The sequence below is a fragment of the Clostridium beijerinckii genome, assembly GCF_036699995.1.
In the GTDB taxonomy this organism is placed as follows: domain Bacteria; phylum Bacillota; class Clostridia; order Clostridiales; family Clostridiaceae; genus Clostridium; species Clostridium helianthi.
In genome coordinates, this window is the sequence record NZ_CP144906.1 from 4,940,108 (window position 1) to 4,956,350 (window position 16,243).

Sequence of the window (16,243 nt, forward strand, 5' to 3'; positions counted from 1 at the left end):
TAATTCTTTCTTATACTTTGATTATTAACATATTATATCATTTATTTTTCAAAGTTATACTGAGTAAACTCTAACATTTCAATTATTCTCTCATTGTGTTTCTGCTACTGCAGAAATCATAATTTCAATAATTAAAAATGTTAGAGTTTTTAGATTTATTTTAAATTGTTAATAATAGGGCTAATTAATTTGATTTACGCTTGAGCGCTATTTTCGTGTTTTTGTGCTGCTAATTCATCAGCATATGACATAGCATCAACTTTCTTAAAGAATGGGAAGTATATTGCCATTCCAACAAGTAGGAATACTAATTGAGCTATAGCATAACTAGGACCACCAATTATTAATCCTGAGAATACAGCTGGAACTGTCCAAGGTGGTAATGCTCCACCCATTGGTGCAAGTATTCCTGTTGCAATTGCAAAATAAAGTAATATTGCATTTACTACTGGAGTAAGTATGAATGGTACACCCATTATTGGGTTCATTACTACTGGAGTACCAAATAATACAGGTTCATTAATATTAAATAAGTTAGCTGGAAGTGCTAATCTACCTAATTGTTTATATTGAGCAGATTTTGCAAGTACTAATAATAATATAGTAAATCCAAGTGTTTGACCACTACCTGCTAAGTTAATGAAGTTATCATAGAATTGTTGAGTTACTATATGAGCTCCGTGAGCAAGATCTAAAGTCCCTGCTTCTTGTAATTTAGCATTAGCTGCAGTATTAGCAGTTAATAAAGCACCTACCATACCTGATACTGTCATACCTCCATGAATTCCGAAGAACCATAAGAATGGAACAGCAAAAGCAATAAGTATAGCTCCTGGAAGTGAATCTGATGCAGCTTGTAATGGTGTTTGAACAACTTTATATATAATTTCTACAAAAGAAGTATTGAATCCAAACTTACATACCGCATATACAACAGTTGCACCTATAAATATAACTGTAGCTGGAATTAATGCTGAGAATGCATTAACAACACCTTGAGGTACACCTTCTGGCATCTTGATTGTAATATTTTTCTTTACCATTGCGCAATAAACAAATGAAACAACTAAACTTACAATAATTGCAGTAATCATACCTGATCCACCAGTCCAGTCTTGTGGAATAACTCCACCAACTTGAATTGGAGTTGCATCAGATGTAGCTTTAAACATAACAAAATCATTTGTTACAGTTAAGAATACACTTAAAGCAATTACTGCTGGTGAAAAAGGTTCAAGACCTTCATTTTTACAGTATACATAAGTCATACCTATAACAGCTACCACTGCCATAATACCCATTGTTGAATGCTGTAATTTAAATAATGGATCATTCCAACCTGGTCCAAAAGCGCTAGCCATACCATCTGTAAATGCTTTTACTGGGAAGCAAGCAATTAATAAGAATATAGATCCAACAATATTTAATGGTAAAGTAAATAACATACCATCTTTTAATGCTTGAACACCTTTAAGATTAACGAATTTCATTACCGCTGGCACTACTTTTTCGTTCAGTGTTTGATTGAGTGACATAATAAATTTCCCCCTTATAACTAAATTGTGATTATAATATGAATAATTACAAATAAAAATTTGCTATTATTACTTATAAACTTACATATTTATTTTGATTTTCCTATAATTGTTGTTAAAGGTTTTCTTTCCTCATATAACATATGAATATAAGTTAATCGATTAGATATATCTTTATATGTGCATTTGTATTTTTACTTAATCATGTAAAACTACAAATGCTGTTTATTTTTGCAAATTATTTCTTATTGGTTAAGTTTATAAAAATAATTAATTTTTCAATTATTTATTTTTTGCAAGATTTAATGCTAGATCTAAAACTTTAGCTCCATTCATCATTCCATAATCAACCATTGGTATTACTTCTACTGGAATGCCATGTGGTTCACAAAGTTTCTTTGCTTTTCCTAAAGTATATCCTACTTGTGGCCCAAGTAATGCAACATCCATACTATCTAAATGTCTATCCATTTGAGATTCTGGAAATGCTATAATTTCTGCATCAACACCTTTAGCTTTAGCTGCCTCCTTCATCTTATTAACTAAAACACTTGTTGACATTCCTGATGCACAGAATAATTTGATTGTAACCATATTTCTTCCTCCTTGATTTAACTTTTATAAATTTTAATATGTTCTATACCTTTATATAGTTTTGTGTTAATTTTAAAGTTACTTGCGAATTTTATTTTTATAGTATTTACAAAATATAGCTTGTCTATTTACTTTTCCAAGCTTCAATTTTTTATTTTACTAAAGTGTTTACAATTTTTCTTAATTCTATAATTTGTTCAATAAGATTCTTTTCTGATATAGATGTCATTAAATGATCTTGTGCATGAACAAATAAAACTGATAACTCTACTTTTTCTCCAGAAGCTTCTTTTTGAAGCATTTCTGTTTGTGCATCATGCGCTTTTCCTAACGCATCATTTGCTAGTTGCATTTCATTTTCAGCTTCTTCATACTTACCTTCGTTTACTAAACTAAGAGCCATATAAGCATGATTTTTACAATCTCCTGCATTGATTATAATATTCATTATTGCCATTTCTAATTGATCCATTTGTACTCCTCCTCCAATTTATCCAATAGATAGTATCCGTAATATAGTTAACGGCTACATACTTCTGGATAAGTTAAACTAAAATTCAGAAGATATATTAAACTCCCACTGAATAAAGTTTTACTTGATGCTTTATTGCTTCATGCCAATATATATAGCAATACCTGTGCCAAACACTATTAAATATTTAAATTTTTTTCTAATTTTTTTGCTGTTTAAATTTTACATACTATCGGATCGTTCCTATATATCAACACTTATAATAAAAATAGACAATATAATTTTACACAAAAGTTATATCATTTTTATAATAAAAGTTATATATTTTATTTATTTTATGATATGTGTTTACTTAATACACTTAGTGTTTTATAATTATATATAGTGTTTGATTAATTTTAAAACTGTATGTAAACACTAAATAAACAATGTTTGATAATAAATAATTTTACTATAATAGTCTACTTACTATAGTGTTTTCAGCATAGTGTATGAAAATGCTTAATCTATTTATAGTAGCTATAATATTTTTAGTTATATAGGAGGACATATAATGGCTAAAAAAGATTTGATTTACCAAAAACTTCTCCAGCTAAATTCTCCAGATGGAATAGATACTAAAACACTAGCGCCTCTAGTTAATATGACTAGAGCTAATTTAAGCCATGAACTAAATGAACTTTGTAAGGAAGGTAAATTGTATAAATCATCAGGTAGACCAGTATTATTTTTTCTTGCTGAAAATAAGATTCAAAGCAATGAATCTCAACTAGATTTGTTAGCTAAAAATAATATTTCTCTTAAAGATTCTGTGGAACAGGCTAAAGCAGCTATACTATATCCACCTAAAGGTATGAATTGTTTAATATTAGGTAGTACTGGTGTAGGAAAGTCTATGTTCGCATCTCTTATGCACAATTATGCATTGGAAATGAAGGTAAAAACAGAAGATTCTCCTTTTATAGTGTTTAACTGTGCAGATTATACTAATAACCCACAACTATTAACTTCTCAACTTTTTGGTGTAAAAAAAGGTGCGTATACTGGAGCTGAATCTGACAAAGTCGGATTAATAGAACAGGCTGATGGTGGTATTTTATTTTTAGATGAGATTCACAGATTGCCACCTGAAGGGCAGGAAGCTCTATTCATATTTTTAGATACAGGTACTTTTAGACGTATTGGGGATTCAGAAACCAGAAAATCAGATGTATTAATAATTTCAGCTACAACAGAAGACCCAAATTCTGCTTTATTAAACACATTTACAAGAAGAATTCCTCTTGTTATTAATATTCCTTCTCTTAAAGAAAGAACTTTAGATGAAAGATTATTTTTAATTAAAAGTTTCTTCAAATATGAAAGTATCCGTTTAAATAAAGAGATTTATGTATCTTTAAACTCTCTTAGAGCATTACTTTCTTATGATTGTCCTAATAATATAGGTCAGTTGAAAAGCGACGTTCAGCTACTTTGTGCAAAAGCATACTCTGAATACTTAACTAATATACGACGCGACGTAAGAATCCATAGTAAAATACTGCCTCCTTATATTAAAGAAGGTCTTTATAAAGAGAAAGAACATAGAGTTTTATGGAATAAACTTATGAGTGAAGAAATTGAATATTTCAGATTTAATGGTTCTAATGAAGATACAAACACTATATTTAATAATGGAGATAATACTATTTACGATTTTATAGAAAGTAAACTTGAAAAGCTTAAGTCTCTAGAAATTTCAGATATTGATATTGAGAACATTCTTGAGAAAGATATAGCCAAACATTTCAATAAAAATAACTCTGAAGTTTCCGAAGAAACAAGCAAACAAAACTTATTAACCATTATTGATGAAGATACATTAAAATGTATTGATAGTATAGTAAGTCATATAACTCGAAAGCTTCCTGTAATTTTTGATAGTAATTTATATACGGCTTTTGCTCTGCATATAAACACATTAATTAATAGAATAAACAGCGACAAGATAATAATAAACACTAATTTAAATAGAATAAAAGATCTTTATCCTTCTGAATTTGCTGTTGCACTAGAGATTAAGGAGATCATAGAAAACACTATTAATAAATCAATTCCAATAGATGAAGCTGGATACTTAACATTATTCTTGATACCAGATAATACTTTTAACGATAAATCTCAAGATAAAGTAAAAGTTATCCTAATTGCTCATGGTGAATCAACTGCAACTTCAATGGCTGATGTTTCTAACAGACTACTTGGAGAAAACTATATAATTCCAATAAACGCTCCAATAGATGTTGCTCCATCAAAAGTATTAGAAAGCCTTAAGATTGGTATTCAGGACAATCCAACTTCTGCTGGTTATCTCTTATTGGTAGATATGGGGTCTTTAACAACTTTTGCAGATGTTATAAAAAAGGAATTTCAAGTAGACATTAAAGTGATATCTCTTGTTTCAACTTTACATGTTTTAGAAGCAGCACGAAAAGCATTAATTGGATCATCGCTAGACGAAATATATAATGATGTTCTTATGGTAAATTCTTATGTAGAAATACATAAAAATATAAGTAATCCTTCTAGCGATTCAGATAAAGTTTTAATAGTAACTGCCTGCTTAACTGGTGAGGGAGCTGCTATTGCAATTAAAAACTTCTTACTAAGTAATCTTAGATTAGACAAAGATTATTTTGAAGTCGTTTGTCTAAACTGCTTAGACAAAAAATACTTCAAGCAAAAAATAATTAATCTTCAAGAAAAAAATGAGGTACTTTTTATAGTTTCATCTTTTCCTGTAGATTCACCTATAAAACAATATACAATGTACGAAGTATTTAACATGAATGTATTAAAAGAATTACAAAGTATAATTGATTCAAAATTAACTATGATTAATCTACCTAAAATTATAAAGGAAAATATATATAATATAGATGGTGTTGAACTTTATAAAGATGTGACTCTATTTTTGAATATATTACAAGAGAAACTCTTAATTAAATTATCTGATGAAAATATGGTTGGCGTTATTCTCCATTTATCATTTGTAATAGGACGATTAAGAAATGAAGATAATCCGGCTGTTTATCCTCAAAAAGAGAAATATCTAGAAGAAAATATAAATCTATATAATATAATAAAAGAAAATTTAAACTTTATAACTAGCAAATATAAAGTAGAAATATCAGATGATGAAATATGCTATTTGATGAATCTTTTATCAAACTCAGCTCCTGAATTACAAAGTAAACTTTAATAGCAATATATCCCTATAAAAGAATAAACACATTCTTTTATAGGGATATTGAAGTTTTACTTAGAATAATCAGAAGAATCTACTATAAACTTATTATGTAGCCTTTTTCCCATACTTTCAATAATATATAATACAGGTATTTGTGTTGTTATATCACTAATCCCTAATCTTTCTTGTTGGACATAATACGATATATTAAGATCTGATATTTTCGATATTGTACAATTTTCACTATTTGTTATGCTTACAAGCGTAGTATTCTCTCTTTTTATATTACTTATATAATCAATAACCGTACGTGTTTCGCCTGAAACTGACATTGCTATTATTATTGAATCTTCATATAGCTTATAATTTCTTGGAAAATATGGATCATCTATATACATAGAAAACTTACCAATTGATGAAAAATATCTGGCTGCATATTTACACAGTATTCCGGATGTTCCCGTTCCTATAAATACTACATTGCTTGCTTTCTTTATTAAATCGCAGAGTACGTTTAATTTTCTATCAAGCTCGCTATTATCTAATTTTTTAAAAAAATCAACTATTATCGATGTATCATTATTTACTTTAGTACTTTCATTTTCTTCAAGATACAATTTTAATTTCACTTTAAATTCTGAATACCCTTCACAGTTCAACTTTTTACAAAACCTTAATATAGTTGTTGTTGACACATGTGCTTCGTCAGCTAATTCTCTAATTCTCATATAAACAACTTTTTCAATATTCTTCATTATATATCTGTATAGAGACAACTCTAAATCGTTTAAACTCTGGATAATTTCATAATTAAACATAATTTAATCAACCTCTTCCTTTATAACTAGCTTTTTTACATTCATATATACTTGAATATATTGTTGTCTTAAAATTTAAAACACTATACTAGTTAGCCTTTTATGACTTTGGTAGATAGTATAATTTATCTTCATTGATACTATCCACCAAAGTTCTTTTAATTTAAGTATACATTATTTGAAAAAAACTTTTAAGGCTATGTTTGTAAAAATTCCTTCCAGCTATATTATAAAAGCAAAATATACCAAAGTGAAATTTCTTACACCTTGGTATATTTCATTTATATTAGTATCTATTTTTAAATACTATTATTTTATTCTAATATTATATTAATTATCTTTCACTAAATTTCTTCTCCATTAGTTTCGATGACTTTTTTATACCAGAAGAAACTCTTCTTTCTTATTCTTCTTAAATCCTTGAGATCAAATTCATCTCTATTTACATATATAAAGCCATATCTTTTCTTGAAACCTTGGTGAGTACTTATAAGATCTATAGCTGACCATGGACAATATCCAATCAAATCTACTCCATCAGTTATAGCAAGTCTAGCCTGTTCGATATGTTTTCTTAAATAATCAATTCTATAATCATCATTTATAGTATCATTTTCTTCAACATTATCATAAGCACCTAATCCATTCTCAGTAATTATTATAGGTAAATTATATCTTTCATATACCTCCCTTAAAGTATTTCTAAATCCTATAGGATCAATCTCCCATCCAAATTGAGTTTTCTCCAAGTTCGGATTAGAAGCTCCTTTATAAACACCTAAATCTCCTACAGCAATTTGTTGATCTCCACCTTGAGTCGAAACTTCTTTATCATCAATCTTACTTTCCTCTGCTGTTCCTGTACAATAATAATTAAATGCTATGAAATCTGGATTTCCACCTTTTAATATTTCCATATCTCCATCTTCAATAGTTGGCTCGATTCCTTTTTCAACCATATAGCTCCAAGCTATTGGATTATACCTACCATGTACAGCCATATCTAAGTATAACCAATTCCTTATAGATGATTGGTTACTAGCCGCTAATATATCTTCTGGTCTTGAACTTGCTGGATATATTGAACTTATATTAGGTGCAGGCCCTATTTTCGCTTTTGGGCACATACTATGGCATAACTTCATTGTTTGCGCTTGCGCAAGCATCATATGATGATTTTGTTTATATAATTCTTTTTCAATATTTTCTACTCCATCATTTACAGTTCCAATTGCCCCTCCATGAAGTATCATCATATTCTGCTCATTTATTGTAAGCCAATACTTAACTCTATCACCGAAATTTTCAAACAATACTTTTGCATAATTTACAAATGCATCAGCAGTCTTTCTATTTGACCAACCACCTTCTCTTTGAAGCGCATCTGGCAAATCAAAATGATACATAGTAACTAGCGGTTCTATTCCGTATGATAATAGTTCATTGATTAAATTGTTATAAAATTCAATTCCTTTAGGATTTACATCCCCTACCCCATTTGGTATTATTCTAGTCCATGCAATTGAAAAACGATAAGTCTTAAATCCCATTTCTGCAAATAATGCTACATCTTCTTTGTAATGGTGATAGTGATCACTAGACACCTTAAAATCTGGTGTTCCTGGGAATGGTTCCTTTGTATCTTGAACGGATAATCCCTTTCCATCTTCATTATAAGCACCTTCTACTTGATAAGCTGATGTTGAAGCTCCCCATAAAAAATTCTTTGGGAAATCTTTTAATTTCTTATGAAACATATAAAACCCTCCATTGCACATTATCTTTTTATTATTAACATAAATTTTTTAATCATAATAAGTTGATTCCTATGAATTCAATATATCATATACTGTAACCACTTTATATATTTTTTATAATTTAGGAACACATGCTACTTTTTAGGTATTTGTTTTTTTAGAAAACAAGTTGTTTTAAAAAAGCTGCTACAGGCAAAAACTCTTTTTACCAGTAACAGCTTCATTAATAATATCCTTAAATTTTCTTATATACTTCTCATAATTATTTTTTACATTATAGTCTTATTTGAACACTTAGCTTACACTTTATCGTAGATTTAATTACTGTAACATCTATTTCTTTGCTACATTAATAGCCTTTTCAACAACATTTTCTACAGTGAATCCAAATTTCTCGAATAGGATTTCTGCTTTACCTGATGCTCCAAAAGTATCTAAAGATATAACATCTCCATCAAGACCTACATATTTGTGCCATCCAAAGCTTGTTAATGCTTCTACTGCAACTCTTGCACGAACTTTATTTGGCATAACTGATTCTTTATAAGCCTCATCTTGAGCATCAAATAATTCAAATGATGGCATACTGATAACTCTTGCATCTATTCCTTTAGTTTCTAATTCAGCTGCTGCTTTGTATATTAATTCTACTTCTGAACCTGATGCCATTAAAAGTACATCTGGAGTTTCTTTCTTAGAATCTTTTAAGATATATCCACCCTTTAATGCTCTCTTAGGACATCCATCATATAGTGGTAACTTTTGTCTTGTTAATACTAGTGATGTTGGAGTAGTTCCATTAGTTACAGCGTAGTACCATGCTGCTGCAGTTTCTTTTGAATCTGCTGGTCTAAATACTGTCATGTTTGGCATACTTCTAAGAGCTGCTAATTGTTCTATTGGTTCATGAGTTGGTCCATCTTCCCCTACTCCAATACTATCATGTGTTAATACATAAGCTACTGGAAGATTCATAAGAGCTGATAATCTCATAGCACCTTTCATGTAATCACTGAATACAAAGAATGTTGCACAGAATACTTTAAGTCCACCATGAGCATACATTCCGTTAGCGATAGCTGCCATAGCATGTTCTCTAACTCCAAAGTGAAGGTTTGATCCACTTCTATCTTCTGCTGAGAAATCTCCTCTATCGTTCATATGAGTTTTGTTAGATGGAGCTAAATCTGCTGATCCTCCAATAAAGTTTGGAATTAGTTTAGCCAATCTATTTATCATTATTCCTGAAGATTCTCTTGTAGCCATTTCTTTATCAAAGCTCCAAAGTTCTTCGTTGTTTAATAAAGCTTCTTTATCAAGTTCGCCACTCATCCATTTAGTATATTCTGCTGCAAGTTCTGGATAAGCTTTTGCATATGCTTTGAATAACTCATTCCAAGCTTCTTCAGTCTTTTCACCTTTTGCTATGTGTTCATTCATATTTGTATACACTTCGTCTGGTACGTAGAATGCAGGTTCAGTCTTCCATCCTAAGTTTTCCTTCATAGCTTTTACATTATCTGCTCCTAAAGGTTCACCATGTGCTGAAGCTTTTCCTTGTTTTGCTGGACATCCAAAACCAATTTGATTTTTAACTATTATAATAGATGGTTTTGTTGTTTCTACTTTAGCTGCTTCTATTGCTTTTTCTATTGCATCTATATCATTTCCATCTGCTACATTTAGTACTTGCCATCCATAAGCTTCGTATCTCTTAGCTACATCTTCTCTAAATGCTATGTCTGTATTTCCTTCAATTGAAATATTATTTGAATCATACAATACAACTAATTTTCCAAGACCTAAAGTTCCAGCAAGAGATGATGCTTCTCCTGAGATACCTTCCATAAGACATCCGTCTCCAACTATAGCATATGTATAGTGATCAACTATGCTATAATCTGGTTTATTGAATTTTTCTGCAAGATGTGCTTCTGCTATAGCAAAACCTACTGCATTACAAATGCCTTGTCCAAGTGGTCCTGTTGTTATTTCAACACCTTTTGTATGGCCATACTCTGGGTGTCCTGGTGTTAAACTTCCGAATTGTCTAAAGTTTTTAATATCCTCAACTGTAAGTCCATATCCAAATAAATGTAGCAATGAATATTCAAGCATTGAACCATGTCCTGCTGATAATACAAATCTATCTCTGTTATCCCATTCAGGGTTCTTTCCATTATGATTCATCTTTGTCCATAATGTATAAGCCATTGTAGCCGATCCAAGTGGTAACCCTGGATGTCCTGATTTTGATTTTTCAATAGCATCTGCTGATAATACTCTTATTGCATTAATAGATAATTTATCTAATTCTCTACTCATCTTTATCCTCATTTCATAGACATATTTTTTTATAAGTTCTTAGTTGTGCTAATTAAATCACATGCTGCGCTTCACATTCATTTCAAAAAAGAAATGATCTTAGCTGTCCTTCATTCTCTTTTCAAAAGGTACCGATTTTACTACACCTTTTTAAATTGTTACCTTTTTTTATTGGTTTCTTTTTAAATTGTTTTATGTTTTCATTCATATATTCTTAAATTCTTAAATTCCTATGTTCTTTTATTCTTAACTTCTTATATTCTTATATTCTTAAGAATATATATTTTTATCTCTGTCATTTGGAACATGAATAAATCATAAATGATAGTCATACTTTTGCGAAAGCATTGTATCAAAATATTTATCCATAAACATTTATGCCTTCCTAATTTCAGAATCTAGCTATCATATCTCCAAATTACTCTTCCATTTTCGAAATATATCTGCACTAGAAATAAGTAACATATTTTGTGGAGTGTTCATTAGAAATTGTGTTGGTAGTGCTTCTTGATTATAAGTTGTTCCAAATGTGCTTGTTCAGAGCTTGTCTTTGAAGCAAGCATTTTGGGTACAACTTATAATCTTAGAAGCACTCAACAAAATTTCTTAGGAACCGGAACCAAAATATGTTTCTTATTTCGACGGCCTATTTTCCGAATGCTGCTGCCCAGTCTGCTTTGAATTTTTCTAATCCTTGATCTGTTAATGGGTGTTTTAACATTTGCATTACTAAGCTATAAGGTACTGTTGATATATCTGCACCTGCTTTTGCTGCTTCTATTACATGAATTGGGTTTCTTACGCTTGCTGCAATTATTTCTGTTTCTATTCCATGAACTGCAAATATTTCTGCTATATCTCTAACTAAATCCATACCTATCATTGAGATGTCATCTACTCTTCCAAGGAATGGGCTTACATATGTTGCTCCTGCATTTGCTGCAAGTAAAGCTTGTGTTGCTGAGAATATTAATGTTACATTTGTTTTAATTCCTTCACTTGCTAATACTTTAGTTGCCTTTAAGCCTTCAGCTGTCATTGGAATCTTTACTATCATATTCTTATGAATCGCTGCAATTTCTCTTCCTTCTTTTATCATTCCTTCAGCATCTTCACTTACAACTTCTCCACTTATTGGTCCATCAACTATTTCTGTTATTTCTTTAATAACTTCATTGAAGTCTCTTCCTTCTTTTGCTATTAGTGATGGATTTGTTGTTACACCACATATTACTCCCATTTCATTTGCTTCTTTAATGTGTTCCACATTTGCTGTGTCTAAAAAAAATCTCATTTTAATCTACCCCTTTATTAATTATAATTCTTAAAACTATTATTCTACATTTATATGATTTTTTGCTGCTTCGCTATCTGATAAATTATCTCTTCTACTCATTAATAAACACAAGTCATCTAATACTATGTGGACAGATTGATCAAATAATGAACTTAGTAGTTGAATTGACGAAACACCGGTATCATTCTTTGTTTTTCCTGGAACCTCAAGTACAAGATCTGATACTTCTGCAAGTGGAGAGTCCTTTTTACTTGTAACTCCAACTATAGTTAAGCCTAAATCCTTTGCTGCTTTTGCATTGCTTAATGTATTTTTTGTTTTTCCAGAACCTGATATTGCAACATATATATCTCCCTTTTTGAGAGCTGGTGTAATTGTCTCTCCCATAACATAAGAATTATAACCAATATGCATCAAGCGCATTGCAAATCCCTTTGCTTGAAATCCGCTACGACCTTCGCCATCTACAAAAATCTTTTTTTCTTTTTTGAATACACCCATTATTTTTTTAATCTCTTCTTCATCAACTTTGCTTATTACATCTTTAATTTCTTCTAATATTTGATCTATTACTCTCATTTATCTATTACTCCCTTAAACTCTTTTACTTTTTCCATCTTATCATCAGCACTAGTTATTGCTGATCCTACTATAACTAACTCTATATTATATTTATTCAATTCTGGTATGGAATCTAATGTTATTCCTCCTGCAACTGCAATTCTTTTAATTGAAGGAAACTGTTCTTTAAATCTCTTTACTGTTCCACCTGGGTTGGCTAGTTTTTCTTTATCAATAGAGGCATGTATACAATAAATAGCACTGCTGAAATGTGATATTTCATTAATTTTTTCATCTGAACATTCTAATAAATCTATCATCATTGTTCCATTATATTGCTCAGAAACTTCGTAACATTTTTCTATAGTACCAAGTGATGCACTCCCCATCACAGTTAGGATATCAAATCCTTGTCTAAAACCTTGTTCAAATTCATAAGCACCTTCATCACTTGTCTTTATATCTCCCAGTATTTGAGATTTACTTTTTTTGCTTGTTATATCTTTTAATTTAAGAAGTCCATAGTCTTTTATTAAAGATGTTCCAATCTCAATAATATCTGCTAATCCATCAAAAGTTTTAACTAAGTTTTCTGCTTTCTCTAAAGACACCCTATCTATTGCAACTTGTAACTTCATTTCATCCTCCTTAAATTCTCATGAAACTTTTCTTTTATGATTTTTTAAAAAATTATCTAATTCATTTACTGTTGGTAATCCCTCATTATCACTTAAATGCATTACTTGAATTCCACCAATAGCGTTTCCTCTTTCTAAAATTTTATTATCTTCAAGATTTTCTAAAATTCCGCTAATAACGCCTGCTGCAAATCCATCTCCTGCTCCTACTGTATCTAAAACTGGAACTTCAAAGCTTGGACATTCAGCCTCTTTTATTTGTCCATTTTCTAATTTCTCCCTAGAATATGAACCAGTAGTTCCCATTTTTATAACTACCTTTTTTACACCTTTGTCTAAATAGAAATCAGCAATCTCTTCCTTGGAATTTTTCCCTGTAAATAATTTTCCTTCACTGAAACCAGGTAATACAATATCTGATTTAACTGCTAACTCATTAGTCACTTGAATCATCTTTTCCTTGCTCTCCCATAGTACGGGTCTTGGATTAGGATCAAAAGTAACAAGCATACCATTTTCGTGAGCTTTTTCTATAGCTTTAAATGTTGTTTCTAAAGTTGTTTCGCTTAATGCTGGAAAAATTCCTGTAATGTGAAGCACCTTTCCATCTGAAAAACTTATTCCATCTAAAATATCCTTAGTTATTCTTGATGCTGCTGCCCCTTTTCTAAAATATAGTACCTCTGGATCTCCCTCATCAGTTCTATTTTTAAATTGAAATCCTGTTGGCGCTTCTTTATATGTCTTTACAAAAGTTGCATCTATATTTTCATTTTCTAGATATTTCTTTACATATTGCCCAAATGGATCTTCTCCAACTTGGCTTATATATGTAACTGTATGTCCAAGTCTTCTTAGTCCCATAGCTACATTAAGTTCTGCTCCAGCAATTAACCTTGTAAAATGTTCTACACTGCTAAGATGTTCTTTAGTATCTGCTAAAAACATTACCATTGGTTCACCAATTGTAATAATCTCACTCATTTTTTTCACCCTTTCCGTTGCCAATCTATAGCAAAATTTTTCTTACTTCCTCTAATTCTCCTCGTATATCTTCATTTCTAATTGGATATTCGATCATTACTGGCACATTATTAGATAACTTCTTTAACATTGCCTTCCAATTAATTTGTCCTTTTGACAGTAAAGTTGTAGTAGGCTTATTATTTAGAAACTCTACATTTTTTAAATGAAATACTGTAATAGCTGAACGTAAGATATCAAATGCATTTTCAGGATCTTCATTCTGCCAATACCAATTTCCTAAATCGAAAGTATATCCAATTGGTAATGAATTTTTATTTATAATATCAATAGCACTTATTACACATTTCAAATTTCCATTTTCAGGAGTTTGATCATTTTCTATTGTTACTTTAATCTCAAATTTATAAATAATATCTCTTAATTTTTTTATTTCATCTAAGCTTAAATCTACTAAGTCACCTATGTTGAATTTTATATGAGTTGCCCCCATCAGTTTTGCTTCCTCAAAATAGACATTAATATCTGGATTTAATTTCTTTTCATAAGCTACTTTCTCCGGAACTGAATAATATAATTCCATTCCAAATCCTTTAGCTAATTTACTTATAATCGGAATTTCTTCCGCTAAGTTCTTTAGACATTCTCTTCTTATTTCGGCTATATGAACACCTAACACCTCTATTTGCTCTAATATTTGTTGTTGTTTTATCCCTTTGTCTAATTCATTTTTAAATACTAATAAATTTATACCCAGTTGATTCATAACTATCCCCACTTATTTTTTTATATTTCTTGTTGAGTAATTTAGATGTATTTTAACCGGAATTTCTTCTAAGACAAAATCATCTTTTCTACTTCCATCTATTCTTTCAAATAGTAGCTTAGCTGCTCTTTCTCCCATTTCATATGGGTTCTCATCTATTGATGTAATCCCTGGGCCAATTAAGCGTGCCCATTTCTCCTCAGCAAAACCAAATATACCGATATCTACTCCAATTCTTATATTTAAATCATATAAACATTCTATAAGAACCTTTAAAATTTCATCATTATTTGCAAAGAAACAGATATTCTTATCTTTATTTTTATTTAGAATATTTTCTATACTTTCTTTTATTTCTTTTATATCATTTTTTTTGATAATATTAGTTTCTCCCGACGTATTTGCATTTCTAGATAGAAATTCTTCCATTGCTTTCTTTCTCTCTATTCTTGAACTTATCCCATTTATGTCTTCTGAAAAATATACATAATGATCATAATCATTCTTTAGCAACTCATCTAATATGTTTTTTGTTACCTCTGCATTATTCATTGTCACCGAATCATAAATTAATGGATTTATAAATCTATCCAATAATACTATTGGTTTAAAATTATCACTATCCTTAAACTCTTGTAAATATTTATAGTTATTACCCGTAGTATTAACTAGTAAACCATCAACTTGGCTATCTAACAGGGATTCTATGTTCTCTCTTTCTCTCTCTGCTAGATTGTCAGCATTTGTTACCAGTAGCTGATAATTATTTGCTCTACATACGTCATTTATTCCTTTAATTAGTAATGAAGAAAATGGGTTTCCTATATCTGCAATTGTTACCCCAATTATATTGGAATTTTTAGCTTTTAGTGTTTGAGCTATACGATTTGGTCTATATTTTAATACTTTAATTGCCTCATCTATTTTTTCTTGAGTTTCTTGTGACATAAATTCAAAATTTTTGTTTAGATATCTAGATATTGTTGTCTTAGAGACTCCTACATAAGCAGCAACATCTGCAATTGTTACGTTCTTTTGTTTATCTGTAGAATTTTTCAGCATAACTTATTCCTCCATTCAATACTTTTATTATCAATCTTAACTGTCAAAGATTCAATAATTTATGCTACTATTCTCTATTTTTCTTTAACATATTTATTAATCAACTCAATCAGATTAAATCACTTTAACAATCGTATTCATTACTAGTTTATCGTTTTAGTTTACCGGTTTCTAAAGTGACAATATAATGTTAAGACTTTCACCA

Annotated in this window: 13 protein-coding genes; 1 reads left to right on the forward strand and 12 read right to left on the reverse strand. The window is 30.0% G+C overall.

Annotation, left to right across the window (positions count from 1 at the left end; all coding sequences use genetic code 11):
- Positions 1–194: 194 nt before the first annotated feature.
- From PZA12_RS22480 to PZA12_RS22490, 3 genes are all read right to left on the reverse strand, one after another.
- Positions 195–1,535 carry a PTS sugar transporter subunit IIC gene (locus PZA12_RS22480; RefSeq protein ID WP_078114385.1) on the reverse strand — a complete coding sequence of 447 codons (1,341 nt, stop codon included), beginning with the start codon at positions 1,533–1,535 and terminating at the stop codon, positions 195–197.
- A 282-nt stretch (positions 1,536–1,817) separates the two neighbouring features.
- Positions 1,818–2,129, reverse strand: coding sequence for a PTS sugar transporter subunit IIB (locus PZA12_RS22485; protein WP_012060794.1), 312 nt, complete (start codon positions 2,127–2,129; stop codon positions 1,818–1,820).
- 151 nt (positions 2,130–2,280) lie between these two features.
- Positions 2,281–2,601, reverse strand: a complete 321-nt coding sequence (locus tag PZA12_RS22490; protein ID WP_012060795.1) for a PTS lactose/cellobiose transporter subunit IIA — start codon at positions 2,599–2,601, stop codon at positions 2,281–2,283.
- A 553-nt stretch (positions 2,602–3,154) separates the two neighbouring features.
- On the opposite strand from PZA12_RS22490, the gene PZA12_RS22495 reads away from it, so the two are divergent.
- Entirely contained in the window at positions 3,155–5,842 is a 2,688-nt protein-coding gene (locus PZA12_RS22495) for a sigma 54-interacting transcriptional regulator (RefSeq protein ID WP_077869825.1), read from the forward strand.
- Between the two features lie 56 nt (positions 5,843–5,898).
- On the opposite strand, the gene PZA12_RS22500 is transcribed toward PZA12_RS22495, so the two are convergent.
- From PZA12_RS22500 to PZA12_RS22540, 9 genes are all read right to left on the reverse strand, one after another.
- The gene (locus tag PZA12_RS22500; RefSeq protein WP_012060797.1) at positions 5,899–6,648 is read right to left on the reverse strand and encodes a MurR/RpiR family transcriptional regulator; all 750 of its coding nucleotides are present in this window, start codon (positions 6,646–6,648) and stop codon (positions 5,899–5,901) included.
- A gap of 344 nt (positions 6,649–6,992) precedes the next feature.
- Positions 6,993–8,405 carry a glycoside hydrolase family 1 protein gene (locus PZA12_RS22505; RefSeq protein WP_077869824.1) on the reverse strand — a complete coding sequence of 471 codons (1,413 nt, stop codon included), beginning with the start codon at positions 8,403–8,405 and terminating at the stop codon, positions 6,993–6,995.
- Positions 8,406–8,738: 333 nt separating this feature from the next.
- Positions 8,739–10,730 carry a transketolase gene (tkt, locus tag PZA12_RS22510; RefSeq protein ID WP_078114384.1) on the reverse strand — a complete coding sequence of 664 codons (1,992 nt, stop codon included), beginning with the start codon at positions 10,728–10,730 and terminating at the stop codon, positions 8,739–8,741.
- Between the two features lie 646 nt (positions 10,731–11,376).
- The gene (gene fsa / locus PZA12_RS22515) at positions 11,377–12,024 is read right to left on the reverse strand and encodes a fructose-6-phosphate aldolase (protein ID WP_078114383.1); all 648 of its coding nucleotides are present in this window, start codon (positions 12,022–12,024) and stop codon (positions 11,377–11,379) included.
- 39 nt (positions 12,025–12,063) lie between these two features.
- Positions 12,064–12,606, reverse strand: coding sequence for a 6-phospho-3-hexuloisomerase (hxlB, locus tag PZA12_RS22520; RefSeq protein ID WP_078114382.1), 543 nt, complete (start codon positions 12,604–12,606; stop codon positions 12,064–12,066).
- A complete protein-coding gene (locus tag PZA12_RS22525) occupies positions 12,603–13,226 on the reverse strand; it encodes an orotidine 5'-phosphate decarboxylase / HUMPS family protein (RefSeq protein WP_078114381.1) in 624 nt (207 codons plus the stop codon). Before PZA12_RS22525 ends, hxlB begins: the two co-directional genes overlap by 4 nt.
- 18 nt (positions 13,227–13,244) lie before the next feature.
- Positions 13,245–14,210: a sugar kinase gene (locus tag PZA12_RS22530; RefSeq protein ID WP_078114380.1), complete on the reverse strand. Its 966-nt coding sequence runs from the start codon at positions 14,208–14,210 to the stop codon at positions 13,245–13,247.
- A 25-nt stretch (positions 14,211–14,235) separates the two neighbouring features.
- Entirely contained in the window at positions 14,236–14,976 is a 741-nt protein-coding gene (locus PZA12_RS22535; RefSeq protein WP_078114379.1) for a sugar phosphate isomerase/epimerase family protein, read from the reverse strand.
- A gap of 12 nt (positions 14,977–14,988) precedes the next feature.
- Positions 14,989–16,038: a LacI family DNA-binding transcriptional regulator gene (locus PZA12_RS22540; RefSeq protein WP_078114378.1), complete on the reverse strand. Its 1,050-nt coding sequence runs from the start codon at positions 16,036–16,038 to the stop codon at positions 14,989–14,991.
- Positions 16,039–16,243 lie beyond the last annotated feature (205 nt).